The sequence below is a fragment of the Amycolatopsis sp. NPDC049159 genome (assembly GCF_040648295.1).
Classification (GTDB): domain Bacteria; phylum Actinomycetota; class Actinomycetes; order Mycobacteriales; family Pseudonocardiaceae; genus Amycolatopsis; species Amycolatopsis pretoriensis_A.
This window is the reverse complement of the sequence record NZ_JBEZDL010000032.1, coordinates 14,365-29,307: the sequence shown is the minus strand read 5'-3', so window position 1 is coordinate 29,307 and position 14,943 is coordinate 14,365. Positions and strand designations below refer to the sequence as shown.

Sequence of the window (14,943 nt, the reverse complement as noted above, 5' to 3'; positions counted from 1 at the left end):
TCGAGTGAAGCTGACGCCCATCCTTCCGGGGGACATTCAAGGCCGCTAAAGAAACCACACAACATAGCCGAATACGTCCTGCCGACCAGCCGGAGATCGATGCCGGTCGGGTGACAAGCCGATCGAACAAAGGAACCGTGGTGCACGAAGAAGCCACCTTGGCCACACTCCCGGAAACGGACCGCGCCGAGAGACCGACCGGTGGACGGGCGCACGTCGTCCTGCCCGCGTTCAACGAGGAAGCGTCGTTGCCGGCCCTGCTGCGACGGCTCGCCGAAGTGGCCGGCACCGAACGGCTCACCGTCTGGGTCGTCGACGACGGTTCCGCCGACGCGACCGTCGCGGTGGCCGAATCGGGTTTCGGCGGGCTCGATGTCCGCGTCGTGCGGCACCTGGTCAACCTCGGACTCGGCCGTGCCGTGCTGTCCGGGCTGCGCGCGGCGCTGGAAGAGGCCGGCCCCGACGACTCCGTTGTCGTCATGGATGCCGACGACACCCACGATCCAGCCCTGATCCGCGGGCTGCGGGCGGAAATCGCCGCCGGTGCCGACGTCGCGATCTGCTCGCGCTTCGTCCCCGGTGGCGACGACCGGACCGCCCCGGCCGCGAGGCGGGTGTTGTCGCGCGGCGCGGCGAAACTCTTCCGCCACACCCTCGACGTCGACGGCGTGCGGGACTTCACCAGCGGCTACCGCGCCTACCGCGCGTCCCTGCTCGAACGCGCCACCGCCCATTGGGGCGAACGGCTCATCGAAGAGCAGGGTTTCGCGTGCATGGTCGAACTCCTGCTCAAGCTCCGCCACTGCCGGCCGGTCATCACCGAAGTACCGCTCACCCTGCAGTACGACCGCAAGCAGGGGCCGAGCAAGCTCAAGCTGCGGCGGACCGTCGTGCAGTACCTGAAGTTGCTCGCTCGCGACCGGCTGAGCCCGGCGCCCTTCCGAAAGCTGTGACCCACCGGTGACTCCATCGACCACCGCCCCGCACGTCGTCGTCATCGGCGGCGGCATCTGCGGCCTCGCCACCGCACACCGCCTCGCCCACCGCGGCACCCGGGTGACCTTGCTGGAGGCCGGCGACCAGCTCGGCGGCCTCGGAACGTTCTTCCCGTACGACGACCGGCGGATCGAGCGGTTCTACCACTGCATCATGCCTTCGGACGCCGGCCTGCTCGGGCTGCTGGACGAGCTCGGCCTGAAGGACTCGGTCCGGTGGCGGAAAACGACGATGGGCATGGTCGTGGCCGGACGGCGGTACCCGTTCAACTCGGCTTTCGACCTCCTGCGGTTCTCCCCCTTGCGACTGCGCGACCGGCTGCGCTTCGGCCTGGTCTCCGTGCTGCTGCGGCGGTTGGGCCGGGGACGCGATCTCGACGCGCTCCGCGCCGAGGACTGGCTCCGCGGACTCTACGGGGACACCGTGTGGGACCGGCTCTTCGCGCCGATGTTCGGCTCGAAGTTCGGGCCGTCCTTCGGCGACGTGCCCGCGCTGTACTTGTGGCAGCGGCTGGGCCGCGAGCGCAACGTGGCCACCCGCGGCTACCCGGCAGGCGGCTACAAGGTCATCATCGACGCGGTGCGGGACTCCATCGAGCAGGCCGGCGGAACCGTGCGGACGTCGACCCCGGTCCGGCGGCTGCACAGTGCGGGCGACAGCTCGATCATCACCTTGGACGGGGGCGAGGTGCTCGGCGCGGACCACGTCGTGTCGACCGTGCCGCTGCCCCTGCTGCGACGCATCGCCGACGACGCTCTGGCCGCGCGGCTGCCCCGGACCGACTTGCCCTACCAGGGAGTCGTCACCGCCGTGTTCTTCCTGCGCCGGCGGCTGACCGGACACTACTGGACGCCAGTGCTGCGTTCGGGGACCGAGTTCGACGGTGTCGTCGCGATGTCCGAGCTCGCCGGCACGGAGGCCACCGGCGGTCGCCACCTCGTCTACGTCATGCGCTACACCGATCGCGACTCGCAGCTGTACCTCGACGACGAGACGGCGATCGCGGCACGGTGGTCGGCACAGCTCAGGGGGCTGTACCCGGACCTCGGACCGGAGGAGATCGAGGACGTGCGGGTGTTCAAGGCGCCGTTCGTCGAGCCCGTGTACCCGCTGGGCTACCTGTCGCAGCGCCCCGCCGTCGCGGTGGCGGGCACGAACCTGCTCCTGGCGACGACGGCCCACGTCTACCCCGAGGTCACGAGCTGGAACTCCAGCGTCGCGCTCGCGAACGACGTCGTCGACCGGATCGCGGCCGAGCTCGATCAGCCCGCGGCCGCCGAACCGGTCCGGTGAACCGGAACCGAGCCCGCGGCAGCCGCGATCCGGGCAGCCGCGGTCCCGTCACCGTAGGGCGAAGGGAGGTACCGGAGACGCTCGCGGTGACCGGCGACGTCCTCGAGCCAGCGTGCCGCCTCCTCCCCGATCCGCGGTCCGGCGGGCACCCGCACTCCGAACGTCCCGGCGATCTCGGGTCGCTCCGTGCTCCGCCGCACGACGATCACCGGTCGCTTGAGGACACTCGCTTCCTCTTGGATGCCACCCGAGTCGGACACGAGCACCGCCGCCTCCGCGGCCAAAGCGAGGAAAGCCGGGTAGGCCTGGGGCTCCAGCACGACGAGCGGCTCGAGCAGCCGGCCCAGCCCGAACCGCGTCACGCTCTTCGCGGTGCGCGGGTGCAACGGGAACACCACCGGTACCGGCAGCCGGCCCAGCTCCTTGAGGATCAGCGCCAGCGGCCCGGGATCGTCGACGTTCTCCGGCCGGTGCAGGGTGGCCAGCGCGTAACCGTCCCGCACCAGGCCCCGGGCCGCCAAGACGGCTTCGCGTTCGCAGGCGGGCGGGAGCGCGGTGTGCAACGCTTCCACGACGGTGTTGCCCGTGACCACGATCCGTTCGGCGGGGACGTTTTCGGCGAGGAGGTTCTCGCGGTTGAGTCCGGTCGGCGCACAGCACAGGTCGGCCAGGTGGTCGATCAGCACCCGGTTGTGCTCTTCGGGCATCGCACGGTCGTGGCTGCGCAGCCCGGCCTCGACGTGCACGAGGGGAAGGCTGTGCGCGTTCGCCGCCAGCGCGCCGGCGAGCGCCGAGGTCGTGTCGCCTTGCACGATGACCACCCGGCCGGGGTGGACCGCGAGGACCTCGTCGACGGCACTGATCGTCCGGCCGAGCTGGTCCCCGCGCCGGCCGCCGCCGACGCCGAGTTCGTGGAACCGGTTCGACGGTGGGAGATCCACGCGGATGCGCGAGTAGAGCGACTCGTCGTAGTGCTGTCCCGTGTAGACGATGGAACACCCATCGCCGAACAACCGCACCAGCGGGGCCAGCTTGATGAGTTCCGGCCGGGTCCCGCACACGAGCGTCGCACCGCCGGCCGCCGCCTCCGGGCAACTCGTGACGGCTTCGCGAATGTCAGCGGTGGTCGACATAGTTTTCCTTTGCGACGGCGGTGTTCGCCCGCACGCTACTCACCGAGAACCCGAACCCCGTGACGTATCAGTCCATTGTGTGAATCGACAGGACGGTCCAGCTCTTGCTCAAGAAACTTGTGACGTTGGCGGCGGTGGCCGTGCTGGTCGCGGGCTCAGCCCCGGCTCCGCGCGCCGACGCAGCTGCTCTGCTGCTGCCCGATCTCCGCCAGGTCCCTCCGGGGTGCGCGAGCGGCAACGCGGGCGATCCCGCACAGTGCGGCGACTGGGACGTGTGCCTGGTGGTCGATCCCGCCGCACCCAACGGGCGCTGCGTTCCGCCGACCGCGGCCAAAGCCGTCCGGCTGCGCTTCACCAGTTCGGAAGAAAACGTCGGCGACGGGCCCCTGCTGCTCTACGGTCGCCGCGACAGCACGGGGCAGAGCACCATGTCGGTCCGGCAGGCGTTGCGCAACGGCACCGACGGTTCCATCCCGGCCGGCTACGCGTCCGCGCAGCGCGCCACCCGTGCCTTCACCTACTACGAACCGGCCATGGCGCACCAGCACTGGCACCTGATGAACTTCGAACACTTCGCGCTGGTTTCCCCGGCGGGCAAGACGATCGTCACCGATCGGAAGAACGGCTTCTGCCTCGGCGACCGGTACCCGGTGGCCGGGAGCGACCGCCTGACGCACGTACCGGGCGACACCGGCGCGGACGCCGACCTCGCCGGACGTCTCCGCGCGAACCGGTGCCGCCACCACGAACCGACGGCTCTCGAGGTGGTGGAAGGAATCTCGGTCGGGTCCGGTGACGACTACAAGTACGACGTGGATTTCCAGTGGCTGGACATCACGCACGTGCCTTCAGGGACTTACGAGCTCGTGAACACCGTGAACGACGACCGGACACTGCTGGAAACGAACTACGGGAACAACTCCTCGGCGGTCTCGGTCTCCATCCGGTGGCCGCAAGGCACGCCGGGGCCGGACCAGGCGATCACCGCCGCGCCGGTCGTCAAGTTCCTGCGTACGTGCCCTGGCCGGCCACGCTGTCCTTGACGACGTTGACGGGGCCGCGTTACCGGATTTCCTTGCCCTCGGCCGGCTTCCGAACACACAACGGACGGCCGGGGCCGGAGGGCACCTGTGGCGGGATGACGGCCGAACCCGGACAGAGCTCAGGGCCGGAAGCGTTCGTGCTTCCGGCCCTGAGCGTGACTGCGCGGTGCGGCTACTTGCCCAAGAGTGCGGTCGCCGGCTCGAGGGAGTTCGAACCGTGCTGGCTCACCGGCGAGGTGAGCGCACCGGCGTTGTAGCGCCCGCCGTGGGTGAGCGGAGTGCTCCCGGCCAGCTGGGTCAGCCCGGCGAGCGAGGTCAGCTGGGCCACGTCGGGCACCCCGGTCAACCCCGGCATCCGCGTCGGGAGGATTCCGCCGGTGCTCGGCAGCAGCCCGCCCAGCAGCGGAATCGTCCCCGCGTCCGCCCGCTGCCCGTGGGGCGCCGCGGAAGTGCGCAAACCGGTGACCCGAGTCCCCGCACCGGGGTTCAGGGGCTGGGCCGAGACGTCCCCGCGCAGCGGCAGCTCCGCCAGCTGGCCGACGATCGGCGTTACCGCCGCCTGTCCCGGCAGCGTGCCCGGCGTCGCCGTCAGCGGCAGGACGACCGGCAGCACGGGCAGATCGGAAGCGGCCAGCTCACTGCCCAGTGGCGCGGTGAGGTCCTGTTCCGGCAGAGCGCCGTCGACGTCGGCGCTCGGAGCCAGATCGTGCTGGAACAGGTGCACCGGCACCGTGTGCAGCACCGTCGCGGTGGCCGGAGCGTCGGCGACCGGGCCGGGACGCTGTTGCCGGGTGTCCGTGGGCAGCACCGTGCCGAGAGCCTGGACGGGGTGCTGCAAGTCCGCTACGGGCGTTGCCTGCTGCAGCGGCCGCGCCGACTGGAGGTCGCCGGAGGCGCCGTTCACGCCGTCCGCGACCCCGTGCAGGCCGGTGGCCAGCTGACCGAGCGACGAGGCCGGGACATCGGGGGTGGCGGTCTCGGCCGCGGAGGCAACGCCGGTGCCCAGCATCAGCAGGCCGCCACTGACCAGCGCGACCTTCAGGGTCCGCTTCGTCTGGATGCGCATGACAAATACTCCTTCGATCAACATTAAAATGGTTCGCCGGACAACGAAAAGTTGTCGACGAAAGGGAATGGGAAAAATGCAGAGCAGGCAGGATCAGCCGACGGGACTGGGCACGGGCCGGCGTCCTGAGGGGTACCCGCACCAGGCACACGAATGCGCCGCGGGATTACGAGCCAGAAGGCGAAGGGGTCAGTCCGGTGTGACGCCGGGCTGGATTTCGGTCGACGTCACGGCTCGGCACGACACGCCATTCCGGCTGTGCGACGACCGCGGGTGTGCCGCGGCAGGCGGCTGGACCGCGTCGCTGGAACTGCGGTCGTGACCGGCGGCAAGACCGGTACTGGCCGGAACCACGCAGGACGGCAGCGTTGACCGTCCGGGCCCACCCGCACCGAGGTCAGCCCGCTGGTCAGCGCGCGACTCGCTCGCGATCGCTGCGGTAGCCGCGCCGACCGCGATCGCCGAGGAATGACCGGCCGGTCGTTCCTTCGGGCCGGTGCCGGGCGAGGAACCCGCGGAGTCTTCCGGTCCTGCGGCACCGGGGCCGGCGGGCGGGTGTTCGACGAGGTCGCGGGCGTCGTCAGCCGGGCCGACCAGCCCCGTCGTCGAATCGGCCGCCACCACGGCGATGCGCCCGACCGCGAGGACGGTAGCGGGGGTCGAAGCCACGGCATCGGTCACGTTCGCCTCGAGCACGTCGACCAAGCGGTCCGTGTGCGCAACCGCTCGGGACAGGTCGCGCACGCGGACAAGCGAGGGCGTCGCACCGGTCACCGCCGAGAGCGTCGGCGGCTTCAGGTCGTCGGCGACCGTCACGACGGCCGGAGTTCCCGGCCCGTCGGCGATCTGGGTGATGGTGCTGGCGAACGCCGTCGCGGTGAGCCACGCGACCGCGGAGAGCGCGACAGCACCCCCGATCACGACCAGTGCGCGCACGAGGATCCGACCGGCATTCACCACGTCGCCTCCCCGCTTCGTCGCACTCGTCACGATCTCGATCCCGCCTGTCGTCAGCTTTTCCACCATCGGCGGTCAATCACGCCGATTCGACCGCTCCACCAAACCACATGCCATTCACCCCTTTCAATTGACCCCGCTCCAGGAGCCGCACAGATCTGGATCCTTTCCATTCGAGTGCCGATATCGAGGCCGCCGACCAGCAGAAACCCTTCCACGGGGCCGAGCGATCGCACATATGGCACGACATCGTCGATTCACCTGATGTAGCGACAATCCCGCTGAATTTCGGCGATGTGCCGCAACACGATCGGGGAGATCAGAGCGTGAATCGCGGTCACGGTGCTCTCCACACACGGTCGTCCGACGTTGGAGATCCGCTGTGGGGCTCCAGTGGGTGTCACCCGAGACGGTGTCACGAGCCGTCGATCCGTTCCGCCACCCCGGTTCCGGGGCAATCCCCGACGGCACGACCAACGAAGACCGGCTCTAGGACAGGAGTATCGCCATGCGACGCATCACTGCCACGATCGGTGCCCTCACGTTGACGACCGGAATCCTCCTCGGTGCCACCGGAACAGCCTCCGCCCAGACGGAATCCACGCCGGGCGTGAGGTGCGTGGGCAGCTCGCTCGCGATGTGGGCCACCAACGCCCTCTGCGTCGTCGACCGCACCTACCCCATCCTCATCGTCCCAGGCGCCTGACCGTCCGGTTCCGGCCGGCGACCATCCCGCGACCGAGAGCAGGATCGAGCACAGCCGGCTTTCGCCGGTGGCGCCCTCGATCCCCCGTGCCCGGCGACCGTCCTCAATGGACAGGTCGCCGTGCTCATCGGGGCGAGCGGGCCGAGCCGTCGTCCGTCGGCGTCCGCCGATCGGGGTCGACGGCGTGGTGCAGGCGCTCCGCGACGATTTCGCAGAGCTGGCCGGTGGTGGTGTCGTCGAGGTCGTGGACGAGGGCGCCTTCCAGGGCGAAGGTCGCGGCGGCGGCCTCGGCGGCGCGGCGTTCGGCGGGGAACGGACCGGGCAGCTGACGTTCGAAAAGCGCTTCGATGCTGCGGTGGAACCCGGTGTGCCAGGCGGCGACCGACTCCGCCGCCGCGACGCGGTTGTGCACGGTCGCCACCAGGTGATTGACCGGACGCAGGCGCTCCACCAGCCACCGCAGCTGCTCGGCGAGCGGCCGGTCGGCGACCGTGGCGTGGTGGCGGAGCAGGCCCTGCAGGTAGCGATCGGCGACCGCGACCAGCAGCTCGTCCTTGTCCCGGAAGTACCAGTACAGCGTGTTCGCGGTGACTCCGGCGTGCGTGGCGAGCTTGCTCATCGACGTCGCGTCGTAGCCGTCGCGCACGAACAGCTCCGCGGCGGCGGCCAGCAGCTCCTCGCGCTTCTGCTCCTTGGGGACCGGGCGGCGGTTGGTCGGCACACCTCATCTTGACAGGCATTCAAGAAACCGCCAACCTCTCTTGAATACCCATCAAGAGAGGTGGCCATGACCGGTTCCGCACCCGAGCGCCGCGACCTGCACTTCCCCGCCGGGGACGGCCGCTGCCACGCCTGGCTGTACCTGCCCGCCACCGCCGTAACGCCGCCGCCGGTTCTGGTGATGGCCCACGGGCTGGGCGCGGTCAAGGCGCTGCGCCTGGACGCCTTCGCCCGGCGTTTCCAGGCCGAGGGCTACGCCTGCCTGGTCTTCGACTACCGCCACTTCGGCGAGAGCGACGGGCAGCCCCGTGAGCTGCTCAGCGTCCGCCGCCAGCGCCAGGACTGGCACGCCGCGGTCGCCTTCGCCCGCACCCTGCCCGAGGTCGACGGCGACCGGGTGGTGCTGTGGGGCACCTCGTTCGCCGGCGGGCACGCCATCACCACCGCCGCCGAGGACCCGCGGATCACCGCGGCGATCGCCCAGTGCCCGTTCACCGACGGCCTCGCCTCGACCCTGGCGTTGTCCCCGCGCACCACCGCGCGGCTCACCATCGCGGCCGGCAAGGACCTCGCCGCAACGGCCCTCGGCCGGCCACCGGTGCGGATCAAGGTCGCGGCCCGCCCGGGCGAACTGGGCCTGATGAGCACCGACGACGCCCCGGATGTGTTCGACGGCATCATCGGCCTGCTGCACGCCTCCGGCCTGACCGAGGCCGACTACCGCAACGACGTCCCCGCCCGGGTGGCCCTGCAGATCCCGCTCTACGCACCGGGCCGCAAGGCCGCGCGGATCCGCTGCCCGATCCTGTTCTGCGTGTGCGACGACGACACGGTCGCGCCCGCCGAAGCCACCCTGCGCCACGCGGGCAAAGCACCCCACGGCCAGATCAGGCGCTACCCGGCGGGGCACTTCGACATCTACACCGGCGAGCCTTTCGAGCGGGTCGTCACCGACCAGCTGGACTTCCTGCGCACTCACGCCCACCCCTAGCGGGCAGGGGGGGGATGACAACGTGCGGATTGCGCTGGTGCCCCCGACGGGACTCGAACCCGCACTGCGTCGATTTTAAGTCGACTGCCTCTGCCGATTGGGCTACGGGGGCACCACACACTCTAGGTCACGCGCTCAGTTCAGCGTCCACGACTGGTTCGCCGCGCCCGTGCAGGTCCAGATCTGCAGGGGTGTCCCGTCCGCCGAGCTGGGGCCCGTCGCGTCCAGGCACTTGCCCGAGGCCGGGTTCACCAGCTGGGCGCCCGACCGGGTCCACTGCTGGGCACCCGTTCCGTTGCAGTCGTACAGCTGTACGCGGGTTCCGTTGGCCGTCCCCGCCGAGGCGATGTCCAGGCACTTGCCCAACGCGCGGAGCGTGCCGGCCGAAGACGTCCACTGCTGGGCGTTCGTGCCGTTGCACGTGTACAGGTCCACCGCCGTCCCGTTCGCCGGCGACGCGCCCGCCACGTCGACGCACTTGCCGCCGTAGCCCGTGATCGTTCCGCCCGTGGACGGGGGCGGGGTGGTCGTGCCGCCGGTGATCGCGTTGAAGATGCGTGAGTACGCGTAGCCCGTTGCGCGGTCGTAGTCCTGGAGTTCCCAGAACGACAGTTCCGCGACGCCGTTCGACGCGGCGAAGCTCTCCAGCTGCTGGGCGTCGGACTGGCTGAACTGGGCGCCGTCGTCGTTGCGGCCGGCGATGGGGGTCAGGCCCATCATCGCGTACGCCGCCGACGTCGAAATGCCGTACAGGCTCGCCAGCTGGGAGGCCGATGCGCGTGCCGCCGAGAGGGCGTCGCCCAGGACCGGCTGGCCGTCGTAGAAGTCCATCACCATCAGGTTGACCACGCTGACCTTGACGCCCTTGCTCTTCGCGTCGCGCAGCAGGTCGAGCTCGTTCGACGGGATGCCCGTCGGGTCGACCGCGAGGGTGTAGTCGACCTGGACCGCCGGGTTCTGCTGCTGCAACGCCGCCAGCGCCGAATTGCGGCGCTGGTTGGACGCCGTGTCGTTCAGGACGCCACCCTCGATGTCGAAGTCGAGGCGGGGCGTTCCGTAGGTGGTGACCACGTTCGCGTACGCCGCCGTCAGGCTCGCCGTGTTCGTGCAGGTCTGGGCCAGTTCACCGCCCTCCGCGCCGCCGAAGGACGGGATGACGTTGCCGCCCGCCGCCTGCAGGGAGCTGATCTGGGACTTGAACGAGCCGACGCCGGTGCCGTTCGCCTCCCAGACCGGCGTGCAGCCGGACTGCGGGGTGAGGAACGCCAGCGTGAAGAACTTCGTGCCGGTGGCGTTCATGTCGGCGGCCATCTGGCCGGCGTCGGCGTCGCTGATCTGCAGGTACGGCGCCGCGTAGTGGGCCGGGAACGCCGGCCCGGCCGCGGCCGCGGTGGACGGGATCGCGACGACCGCGGCGCTCAGCGCCGCCGCGCCGAGAGCGGCTCTGGTACGGGAAAAGGGCATGGGAGCTCCAGGGGACCGTGAGGGGAGGGAGCCGGAGCGGACTTATTCCGCGTTGTGAAGAAAGGGTTTACCCGCTCACCGGCCCAGTTGTCCAGACCATGTCGCTCACCGGCACACAACCGGTTTTTCCCGACAATCCGCCGAAATCCGCTGTTCCGGCGCAGAAGGCCGGAACAGCGGACACCGCTATTCCTCGGCGGCACCGGCCTCGAGCAACCCGGGACCGCGGTCGTCGCGGGGCCGGTTCTCCGAGCGACGTCGGCGTCGCTCCCGCTCGCGGCTGATCCAGTCGCGCCCCTCCGCGGAAACCGCTTCCAGGACGTGCAGGGCGCCGGAGATCCCGGACACCTCGAGCGCGATCCGCTGGAGCGCCGTCCCGCTCTCGAGGCTGGCGTCGGTCAGGCCGTCGAAGCTCTCCGCCACCACCGAAATCTGCTCACCGCTGATCAGGCTGAGCCGCAACGCGCGGCGCCGCAGGGATTCCGACTGCAGGAGCGTCGCCTGGTCCCCGTTGAGGATCTGGTAGCGCCAGCCGTCGGCGTACCGGACGCCCACTTCGGCGACCCGCGCGGCGGCGAGCGAGCTGTACTGGAACGACGTCCGCTGCTCGTTGTGCACGTTGCCGGTGAGGAAATCGAGTTCGACCTCGATTTCGCGCACGCCGCTCCCGGACAGCAGGAAGATCAGCACGACGTAGCGCGAGTACCGCATCGGACCGTGGATGAACCGCGCCCGCAGCGCGTTCGCCGCCCCTTCGGTCAGCACCACGTAGGTGACCAGGTCCCGGTTGCTCAGGCCGGACCGGCGCAGCGCCTCGGTCGTCAGAAACGTCTTGTCCAGGTCGAGCCAGTCCGCCATCTCCGTGTCGTCCGGCCGGTCGCGCAGGACCGCGAGCCAGTCCGCGAAACCCTGCTCTTCTTCCGCGAGCAGCTGCTGTCCGCGCAGTTCCTCTTCGGCCCGGTGCCGCCGGTCCGCGACGATCTCCGTGGCGCCCTTCAGCGCGAAGAACCCGCCCGCCGCCAGGAAGAGCGCGGCCACGGCGAAACCGTTCTGCCCGCCCACCATCGTGAGCGCGCCGACGATCGACGCGCCGATCCCGGCCCGGTGGACGGCGACCGCCGTGCCCGACGGCCGCAGCTCCTGCCGGTAGGCGAACAACGTCCCCGCGCGCCACTGCGCCGCCACCCGCTTGGCGTGCCAGCGGATGAGCCAGTCGACGGCGTTGGCCTCGACCTGCGCGTTGCCGAACAGGGCCACGAACCGCCACTTGTAGTACTCGCAGAGGCCCCTGGTGTCGTTCAGCCAGCTGCCTTCGACGTGCGGGCGCGCGTCCCAGAAGCGTGCCTCCACCAGCTTGTGGATCTGCTGGACGAAGTCCGTCCGCACCCAGTGGCCCGGCGAAGCGGCGGCTTGGTACTGCAGCGGGATCCCGTGTTCGCGATCGCGCTGCACGAGCCGGCGCAGCGCCACTTCCCGTTCCGCGCCACCCCAGAACGCGGCCGCGACACCGGCCGCGAAGATCAGCAGCGCCGGGATCGCGATCCCGGGACGGCCGGTGCCGAAGCTACCGAGGAACGTGATCAGGCCGAGCAGCAGGCCGAGGCCGCCGAGCACCGGCTTCGCCCACCCCGGCCGCGTCAGCGACGTCGCCGGGGTGGTGAAGTACCGCGGCGCCGCGGGGTCCGGTTCGAAGAACTTCCACGCCCGCCCCGCGCGGTCCGGCTGCAGCCGTTCCTCGCGGACGCGCTGCGCGTCCTCGGCGTTCAGGCTGTCCTGCAGCGCGCCGCCGAGGACCCCGCGGAGGTGCCGGGTGATCTCGCCCTGCCGCTCCCTGGGCAGGTCGCCGAAGTTCGAGATCGCTTTCGCGAGGTCGGCGGAATCGAGCGTCTCCCCGATCTCCTGCCGCCACACGCAGGAAACCAGCTCCGCCACGACGATGAACGCGGCGCGCCAGCTGTCGTGCGGGAACCGGCGCGCGGTCAGGTCCGCCGCACGGAACCGCAGGTGGACTTCGTCGTCGATCTCGTTGAGGGAGCGTTCGCTGAACACCGACAGCGCGTAGTAGTACGCGAGCCGGGTCGACGCGTCGCCGTGGTGCAGGAGGTCCTGGAAGATCGACTCCGCCATCCGGGACGTGCCGCCCTGCAGGTGGTTCAGGGCCACCTCGAACTTCCGCTCCGGCGGGTCGGACTCGTGGATGTGGTAGGTCGTCTCGTTGCGGTGGAAGGTGCCCCCGAAGATCGCACCCACCTGCTGCTCGACGTGCGCCTGGCCGCTCGCCTCGTTGGTGTTGCGCACGCCGGGGAACCCCTGGGGGAACGTCATTTCCGGTCTCCTCGTCGCGACCCGACGGTCAAGTCCCCGTACACGGCGCCGATCTGCTGGCCCACCCGCGCGTGGTCGTTGGCGACGTTCTGGTTGCTGAACCCGCGCGGCTCCTCCGCCGGACCGCCGGGTGCTTCCTCGTCCTCGTCCTCGTCCTCGATCTCGGCGATGAGCGCCTCGGCGAAGGCGGCCGCGTTGCCGGCCGCGACCGGCTGCCAACCGGCTTCGTCGGTGACGTCCTTGGCGCCGCCCGCGCGGTCGCTGACGCCGCGGACGCTGACCACCGGGAGGTCGTCGTTGAGGTGGCCGGCCAGCGCGAAGCCGGCGCTTTCCATTTCGACGGCGACGGCGTCGGTGTAGTTCTCGTGCAGCCACCGCGCGACCTCGGACGTCCGCGAGTCGAGCACGACCTCGCCGGAGGCGACGGGCTCGAAGTGGACGCCGGGACGGCCGCCCGCCGGCACCGCGGCGCACCATTCGCCCGCGCGCCCGACCGACCGGGCGAGCTCCAGCAGCCGGTAGGAGGGGGTCCACGCCTGCGGGCTGCTCCGCATCCCGGCGTCCGTGCTGCGGCCGCCGTGGTAGGCGTAGACCTTGGTGGCCACGACGACGTCGCCGAGCCGGGTCCAGTCGCGGAGCCCGCCCGCGACGCCGACGAACACCATCGCGGCCGGCGAGAACTCCGCCACGGCGCGCTCGGCGACGGCGGCGGCCGCGGCGTTGCCCGCCCCGACGAGCCCGAGGGCGACCCGGCGCCGGCCGAGCTGCCCGACGTGGAACAGCGTGCCGGCCCGGTGCGCGCGGACCGCGGCGCCGGTCATCCGGTCGAGCACGGCGGCCCGCTCGATCTCCAGTGCGGTCAGGACCACGATCACGTGACCACCGCTTCCCCGCGTTCCACCATGGCGTTTCCTCCCTCGTTGCGATTTGCAGGGTGCAAGGTAGTCCTGACGGACCGTTCTCGTCAACGAGACGAATATTGACCGGGCGGTACACTGTGCACTATGGACAGTTCCGTCACGGTCGCTCCCCCGGCTGTCGAACATGCCTGAAGCCGAGGAGTGGACGATCCCCGAGGTCGCGCTCGCCGTCGACCTGGCCGTGTTGACCATCCACGACGGTTCCCTGCAGATCATGCTGATCAAGCGGGGAATTCCCCCGTTCGAGGGAATGCTCGCACTCCCCGGCGGCTTCCTCGCCTCCGCGTCCGAGGACCTCGACCACGCCGCCACCCGCGAGCTGTCCGAAGAAACGGGTCTGGACGCGGAAGCGTTACACCTGGAGCAGCTGCGCACGTACGGCGCGCCCGGCCGCGACCCCCGGCAGCGGGTGATCACCGTTTGCTACGTCGCGTTCTCGCCCCAGCTCCCGGCGCCCATCGCGGGCGGCGACGCGCGCGACGCCGTGCTGGTGCCGGTCGAGAAGGTCCTGCGGCCCCGGACGCGGATCGCGTTCGACCACAAGAAGATCATCGCCGACGCGGTGGAGCGCGCCCGCGCCAAGCTGGAGTACACGACGCTCGCGGCGGCGTTCTGCGCGCCGGAGTTCACGATGACGGACCTGCGCGAGGTGTACGAAATCGTCTGGGGCGAGCAGCTCGACCCGCGCAACTTCCACCGCAAGATCATGGGGGTGGAGGGATTCCTGATCCCGACCGGCGAACGCGTTTCCCGGCAGCCCGGCCGCCCGGCGGCGCTGTACCGCCGGGGGCCGGCGACCGTGTTGCACCCGGCGATGCTGCGGAGCCGGCCTTAATCGTCACCTTGACGCTAACTGGCCGGACGGGTTACCGTCGTCAGGTCAGTAATCGTCAGAGTGACGGGAAGTGGTCGGGATGGAGATCCACTGCGGGGCCGGGCGCGCGTTCCGGACGGTGGCACTGGCGTTCACCATCGGCGCGGTGCTGGGCGGCGGGGTCGTGGGGTACGCGGCCGGGGAGCCGAGTGGCCAGAGCGACTTGCGGGGCACCACGGCGCCCGCGCACGCCATCGTGAAGACTGGTGTCACGGAACTGGCATCTCGCTGAAAGCGGGCGACAGCCTGTCGCTGTCGATCGACAAGGGGCTCGCGACCGCCCGCCACGGCTTGGTCGTGCTCAGCCGGGCGTTCCTGGCGAAACGCGATGATTTCTTCGGGCGACTTCGATGAGCCCGAGCGAGCAGAGCTTTCAAAGACGAGCGAGTCCGGTTCTCCACCGAAGGCATGCCCGAGGACTGAAACGCCGAAGGCCTCCCATGCGGACACGGGAG

14 protein-coding genes and 1 tRNA gene are annotated in these 14,943 nt (G+C 70.4%); 7 read left to right on the top strand and 8 right to left on the bottom strand.

What is annotated here, in order from left to right:
- The first annotated feature begins 140 nt into the window (after positions 1-140).
- Both AB0B33_RS41445 and AB0B33_RS41440 read left to right on the top strand, forming a co-directional pair.
- On the top strand, positions 141-953 hold the full coding sequence (locus AB0B33_RS41445; protein ID WP_360782268.1) for a glycosyltransferase: 813 nt from the start codon (positions 141-143) through the stop codon (positions 951-953).
- Positions 954-960: 7 nt separating this feature from the next.
- Positions 961-2,289 carry an NAD(P)/FAD-dependent oxidoreductase gene (locus tag AB0B33_RS41440; protein WP_360782266.1) on the top strand — a complete coding sequence of 443 codons (1,329 nt, stop codon included), beginning with the start codon at positions 961-963 and terminating at the stop codon, positions 2,287-2,289.
- Here AB0B33_RS41440 and wecB read toward each other — a convergent pair.
- The gene (wecB, locus tag AB0B33_RS41435; protein ID WP_360782264.1) at positions 2,259-3,422 is read right to left on the bottom strand and encodes a UDP-N-acetylglucosamine 2-epimerase (non-hydrolyzing); all 1,164 of its coding nucleotides are present in this window, start codon (positions 3,420-3,422) and stop codon (positions 2,259-2,261) included. The genes AB0B33_RS41440 and wecB overlap by 31 nt on opposite strands.
- A 104-nt stretch (positions 3,423-3,526) precedes the next feature.
- On the opposite strand from wecB, the gene AB0B33_RS41430 reads away from it, so the two are divergent.
- A complete protein-coding gene (locus AB0B33_RS41430; protein ID WP_360782262.1) occupies positions 3,527-4,465 on the top strand; it encodes a lysyl oxidase family protein in 939 nt (312 codons plus the stop codon).
- Positions 4,466-4,637: 172 nt separating this feature from the next.
- Here AB0B33_RS41430 and AB0B33_RS41425 read toward each other — a convergent pair whose 3' ends face one another.
- Together AB0B33_RS41425 and AB0B33_RS41420 are read right to left on the bottom strand one after the other, a co-directional pair.
- On the bottom strand, positions 4,638-5,531 hold the full coding sequence (locus AB0B33_RS41425) for a hypothetical protein (RefSeq protein ID WP_360782260.1): 894 nt from the start codon (positions 5,529-5,531) through the stop codon (positions 4,638-4,640).
- Between the two features lie 189 nt (positions 5,532-5,720).
- Positions 5,721-6,557: a hypothetical protein gene (locus AB0B33_RS41420; RefSeq protein ID WP_360782258.1), complete on the bottom strand. Its 837-nt coding sequence runs from the start codon at positions 6,555-6,557 to the stop codon at positions 5,721-5,723.
- Positions 6,558-6,996: 439 nt separating this feature from the next.
- Between AB0B33_RS41420 and AB0B33_RS41415 the strand changes: the two genes are divergently transcribed.
- On the top strand, positions 6,997-7,194 hold the full coding sequence (locus tag AB0B33_RS41415; protein ID WP_360782256.1) for a hypothetical protein: 198 nt from the start codon (positions 6,997-6,999) through the stop codon (positions 7,192-7,194).
- 124 nt (positions 7,195-7,318) lie between these two features.
- Here the strand turns inward: AB0B33_RS41415 and AB0B33_RS41410 are convergent, their stop codons facing one another.
- On the bottom strand, positions 7,319-7,915 hold the full coding sequence (locus AB0B33_RS41410; protein ID WP_360782254.1) for a TetR/AcrR family transcriptional regulator: 597 nt from the start codon (positions 7,913-7,915) through the stop codon (positions 7,319-7,321).
- A 66-nt stretch (positions 7,916-7,981) separates the two neighbouring features.
- Here AB0B33_RS41410 and AB0B33_RS41405 point away from each other — a divergent pair, with 66 nt between their 5' ends.
- The gene (locus AB0B33_RS41405) at positions 7,982-8,905 is read left to right on the top strand and encodes an alpha/beta fold hydrolase (RefSeq protein WP_360782252.1); all 924 of its coding nucleotides are present in this window, start codon (positions 7,982-7,984) and stop codon (positions 8,903-8,905) included.
- A gap of 35 nt (positions 8,906-8,940) precedes the next feature.
- On the opposite strand, the gene AB0B33_RS41400 is transcribed toward AB0B33_RS41405, so the two are convergent.
- From AB0B33_RS41400 to AB0B33_RS41385, 4 genes are all read right to left on the bottom strand, one after another.
- A tRNA-Leu gene (locus AB0B33_RS41400) sits at positions 8,941-9,017 on the bottom strand.
- Positions 9,018-9,040: 23 nt separating this feature from the next.
- A complete protein-coding gene (locus tag AB0B33_RS41395) occupies positions 9,041-10,369 on the bottom strand; it encodes a ricin-type beta-trefoil lectin domain protein (protein WP_360782250.1) in 1,329 nt (442 codons plus the stop codon).
- Between the two features lie 186 nt (positions 10,370-10,555).
- The gene (locus AB0B33_RS41390; protein ID WP_360782249.1) at positions 10,556-12,694 is read right to left on the bottom strand and encodes a hypothetical protein; all 2,139 of its coding nucleotides are present in this window, start codon (positions 12,692-12,694) and stop codon (positions 10,556-10,558) included.
- Entirely contained in the window at positions 12,691-13,569 is an 879-nt protein-coding gene (locus AB0B33_RS41385; RefSeq protein WP_360782247.1) for a 5'-methylthioadenosine/S-adenosylhomocysteine nucleosidase, read from the bottom strand. The genes AB0B33_RS41390 and AB0B33_RS41385 overlap by 4 nt, the downstream gene beginning before the upstream one ends.
- 169 nt (positions 13,570-13,738) lie before the next feature.
- Between AB0B33_RS41385 and AB0B33_RS41380 the strand changes: the two genes are divergently transcribed.
- Together AB0B33_RS41380 and AB0B33_RS41375 are read left to right on the top strand one after the other, a co-directional pair.
- On the top strand, positions 13,739-14,449 hold the full coding sequence (locus tag AB0B33_RS41380; RefSeq protein ID WP_247018399.1) for an NUDIX domain-containing protein: 711 nt from the start codon (positions 13,739-13,741) through the stop codon (positions 14,447-14,449).
- A gap of 79 nt (positions 14,450-14,528) precedes the next feature.
- Positions 14,529-14,720 carry a hypothetical protein gene (locus AB0B33_RS41375; RefSeq protein WP_247018397.1) on the top strand — a complete coding sequence of 64 codons (192 nt, stop codon included), beginning with the start codon at positions 14,529-14,531 and terminating at the stop codon, positions 14,718-14,720.
- The last annotated feature ends 223 nt before the right edge of the window (positions 14,721-14,943 follow it).

Excerpts from the sequence above, each read along its gene's own strand:
- AB0B33_RS41375 (WP_247018397.1), top strand. The coding sequence starts at position 14,529 with ATGGAGATCCACTGCGGGGCCGGGCGCGCGTTCCGGACGGTGGCACTG.
- wecB (WP_360782264.1), bottom strand. The coding sequence starts at position 3,422 with ATGTCGACCACCGCTGACATTCGCGAAGCCGTCACGAGTTGCCCGGAG.
- AB0B33_RS41395 (WP_360782250.1), bottom strand. The coding sequence starts at position 10,369 with ATGCCCTTTTCCCGTACCAGAGCCGCTCTCGGCGCGGCGGCGCTGAGC.
- AB0B33_RS41405 (WP_360782252.1), top strand. The coding sequence starts at position 7,982 with ATGACCGGTTCCGCACCCGAGCGCCGCGACCTGCACTTCCCCGCCGGG.
- AB0B33_RS41425 (WP_360782260.1), bottom strand. The coding sequence starts at position 5,531 with ATGCGCATCCAGACGAAGCGGACCCTGAAGGTCGCGCTGGTCAGTGGC.
- AB0B33_RS41420 (WP_360782258.1), bottom strand. The coding sequence starts at position 6,557 with ATGGTGGAAAAGCTGACGACAGGCGGGATCGAGATCGTGACGAGTGCG.
- AB0B33_RS41380 (WP_247018399.1), top strand. The coding sequence starts at position 13,739 with ATGCCTGAAGCCGAGGAGTGGACGATCCCCGAGGTCGCGCTCGCCGTC.
- AB0B33_RS41415 (WP_360782256.1), top strand. The coding sequence starts at position 6,997 with ATGCGACGCATCACTGCCACGATCGGTGCCCTCACGTTGACGACCGGA.
- AB0B33_RS41390 (WP_360782249.1), bottom strand. The coding sequence starts at position 12,694 with ATGACGTTCCCCCAGGGGTTCCCCGGCGTGCGCAACACCAACGAGGCG.